We start from the raw sequence: 2,936 nt of genomic DNA, 5'->3' as shown, positions 1-2,936 counted from the left end.
CATCGGCCAACTCGTCGCGGCCGTCGCCCAGCGGGAGGGGGCCACGTCCGTGACGGTCACCGATCTGCAGCAGCTGCCGCGGGAGATCGCCGAAGCGCGTGGCATCCGGTCGATCGACGCCAGGGCGGAGAGCGAGGTCTCCGAGCTGCACGCCGATGTCGTGATCGAATCCAGCGGCACCGTCCCCGGTCTCGCGGCCGCCGTCTCCTCCGCCGTCCGCGGGGGCGTGGTGGTGATGCTGGGGCTGCAGCGCGGGGGCGACGTGCCGGCGCCGATGGCCACCGCGATCACGCGCGAACTCACCCTGCGCGGATCGTTCCGCTTCGGGGCGGAGTTCGACGAGGTCATCGCCGCTCTCGCCGACGGCAGCCTCGACGTGCGCGGTATCATCAGCCACGTGCTGCCGGTCGACGATGCGCTCGAGGCGTTCGCACGGGCCGCCGACCCTGCGAGCTCCTGCAAGGTGCTCATCGACTTCGGAAGAGGCGCATGAGCGTGCGCATCGTGGTGATGGGTCCGAGTGGCTCCGGCAAGTCGACGGTGGGCGCGTTCCTGGCCGACTCTCTCGGAGCGCGGTTCATCGACGGCGATGACCTGCATCCGCCGGAGAACGTCGGCAAGATGGCCGCTGGAGTTCCGCTGGACGATGCGGATCGACAGCCCTGGCTCCGCCTCGTCGGGAAGACCCTCCAGGCGGAGGAGCGCGTCGTCGTCGCGTGCTCAGCCCTTCGACGCGTCTATCGCGACCTCATCAGAGACGAGGCGCCGGAGGCATTCTTCGCCGAACTGGCGATCGGTCGCGACGTCCTCGAGGAGCGGATGCGCCTGCGCGTGGATCACTTCATGCCGGCCGCACTGCTGGATTCCCAGCTGCAGACCCTCGAGTCGCTCGATGCAGACGAAGAGGGCATAAGCATCGGCGCGGAGGCGGATGTGCGGACCGCGTCCGCGCTGATCGCCGCGGCGGTGGGGCAGCGCTAGCGCCGCTGTCGCTCGTCAGTCCTTGCGGTAGCCCGAGCGGCCCATCGCGAACAGCGCGATGAACGAGGTGACGGCCGCGCACACGGTCATGGCGCCGATCAGCCAGAGGAGTGCGTGCGAGAGGAAGGCGCCGTCGAGCATGGGGGTTCTCCGTGTTCTGCAGAAAAAGGACCGGTGTCCTCAGCCTATCGGGTCATCCGGTACCATTGAGGCTGTACCTCGGCGAGGGATGCTTCTGCGCGTGCGCGAACATCCGTTATCGACGCGGCGAAGCAAGCCCGGTGGCTTTCCTCCTGCGTCAGCGAGTTCGAAAATTCCAAGACCACCGCGCGGCGCCTTCGCTGCGTGCCCCGAAGGAGAACCCATGTCTGAAGACACCAAGGTCCAGGCCGAGCTCCGCGAGAGCTTCGGCAAGGGCTTCGCCCGCCGCCTCCGCGCCGCCGGCAAGATCCCCGCCGTCATCTACGGTCACGGCACGGAGCCGGTGCACGTCGCACTCCCCGGCCACCAGGTCTCGCTCATCCTGCGCCGCGCGAACGCGCTGCTCGAGCTCGACATCGAGGGCAAGTCCCAGCTCGCTCTGGTCAAGGACGTGCAGAAGGACCCGGTGCACCAGATCATCGAGCACATCGACCTGCTCGTCGTGAAGAAGGGCGAGAAGGTCGCCATCGACGTCCCGATCATCGTCACGGGCGAGTCGGCTCCCGGTACGATCGCGAACCTCGACGCCACCACCGTGTCGATCGAGGCCGAGGCCACGCACATCCCCCAGAACATCGAGGTCTCGGTCGAGGGCCTGGAAGAGGGCGCGCACATCACTGCCGCCGACGTGCAGCTCCCCAAGGGCTCCACGCTGCTCTCCGACCCCGAGGTGCTCGTCGTCGCGATCTCCGTGCCCGCCGCACCCGCGGAAGAGGACGAGGCGGAGACCGAAGGCGAGTTCGCCGATGAGGCGACCGAAGAGGCCGCCGCGGAGTGATCTCCGACTGATTCATCACAGAGGGGACGCGATCCGATCGCGTCCCCTCTGTCGTATCCTGACCGGGATGCTGCAGCCCCGGACAGGGAGAGGACGAGGACATGCCATCGACCTGGCTCGTGGTGGGGCTCGGCAACCCCGGCCCGCGGTATGAGAGCACTCGGCACAACATCGGACAGATGGTCGTCGATGAGCTCGCCTCGCGGCGTTCCGAGGCGTTCCGCGAGCACAAGGGGGGAGCGCGCGTCGTCGAGACCTGGCTGCGCCCTGGCGCGGACAAGCTGGTGCTCGCCAAGCCCAACACGTTCATGAACGTCTCGGGCACGCCGGTGGCGGCTCTGGCGCGGTTCTACTCGGTCCCCACCGAGCAGGTGGTCGTCGTGCACGACGAGCTCGACATCCCGTTCGACACCGTCAAGCTCAAGACGGGCGGCGGGCACGGAGGGCACAACGGTGTGCGCGACGTCGCCAGAGCGCTGGGCACGGCGGATTTCCCGCGCGTGCGAGTCGGCATCGGTCGTCCGATCGGGCGTCAGGATCCTGCGGACTGGGTGCTGGCACCCTTCGGCAAGGAAGAGCGGCCGAACCTGCCGATCCTCGTCTCGGATGCCGCCGATGCGGTCGAGCTGCTGGTCGACGAAGGACTCCTGGCGGCGCAGCAGAAACACCACGCGCCGCGCTGACGCGGCAGCTGCTTACCGGCCGTGCGGTCAGGCCGAGAAGTTCGACATCCCCGCAGCGGCGCCGGTCGTGAGAGCCACCACCAGTGCGATGAAGAAGATCACCGACGCCAGGACCGCCACCACGAGAGCGGCGATTCCTGCACCCCGGCCACGCTTCTTGGCGATCGCGATGATGCCGAGGACGATCGCGGCGACGCCGACGAGGGTCCCGAGCCAGAACGAGAGCTCCGCCCAGAGCACCTGATCCCGGACCGGGGTCAGCACCCGGAGGTCATCGGCGGTGACCGATGCGC

At 68.5% G+C, this 2,936-nt stretch carries 5 protein-coding genes and 1 pseudogene; 4 read left to right on the top strand and 2 right to left on the bottom strand.

Annotated elements, in window-relative coordinates; all coding sequences use genetic code 11:
• The coding region (locus tag DSP71_RS19705; protein WP_147251413.1) for a zinc-binding dehydrogenase at nucleotides 1-493 on the top strand (493 nt) is incomplete at its 5' end.
• Nucleotides 490-981 (top strand): gluconokinase, encoded by a 492-nt coding sequence (locus DSP71_RS19700; RefSeq protein ID WP_113681865.1) that lies wholly within the window; start codon nucleotides 490-492, stop codon nucleotides 979-981. The genes DSP71_RS19705 and DSP71_RS19700, both read left to right, overlap by 4 nt.
• A gap of 15 nt (nucleotides 982-996) precedes the next feature.
• On the opposite strand, the gene DSP71_RS24370 is transcribed toward DSP71_RS19700, so the two are convergent.
• Nucleotides 997-1,122 carry a hypothetical protein gene (locus DSP71_RS24370; protein WP_017828452.1) on the bottom strand — a complete coding sequence of 42 codons (126 nt, stop codon included), beginning with the start codon at nucleotides 1,120-1,122 and terminating at the stop codon, nucleotides 997-999.
• Between the two features lie 223 nt (nucleotides 1,123-1,345).
• On the opposite strand from DSP71_RS24370, the gene DSP71_RS19695 reads away from it, so the two are divergent.
• Nucleotides 1,346-1,960 carry a 50S ribosomal protein L25/general stress protein Ctc gene (locus tag DSP71_RS19695; RefSeq protein ID WP_113681864.1) on the top strand — a complete coding sequence of 205 codons (615 nt, stop codon included), beginning with the start codon at nucleotides 1,346-1,348 and terminating at the stop codon, nucleotides 1,958-1,960.
• 101 nt (nucleotides 1,961-2,061) lie between these two features.
• Nucleotides 2,062-2,643 (top strand): aminoacyl-tRNA hydrolase, encoded by a 582-nt coding sequence (gene pth / locus DSP71_RS19690; protein WP_046748930.1) that lies wholly within the window; start codon nucleotides 2,062-2,064, stop codon nucleotides 2,641-2,643.
• 27 nt (nucleotides 2,644-2,670) lie between these two features.
• On the opposite strand, the pseudogene DSP71_RS24365 reads toward pth, so the two are convergent.
• A pseudogene (locus tag DSP71_RS24365) lies at nucleotides 2,671-2,936 on the bottom strand (hypothetical protein); the annotation flags it as partial.

Origin of the sequence: Microbacterium sp. H6 (assembly GCF_003314775.1) — a bacterium.
Classification (GTDB): Bacteria; Actinomycetota; Actinomycetes; order Actinomycetales; family Microbacteriaceae; genus Microbacterium; species Microbacterium oxydans.
This window is presented reverse-complemented; position numbering and strand designations above follow the sequence as displayed.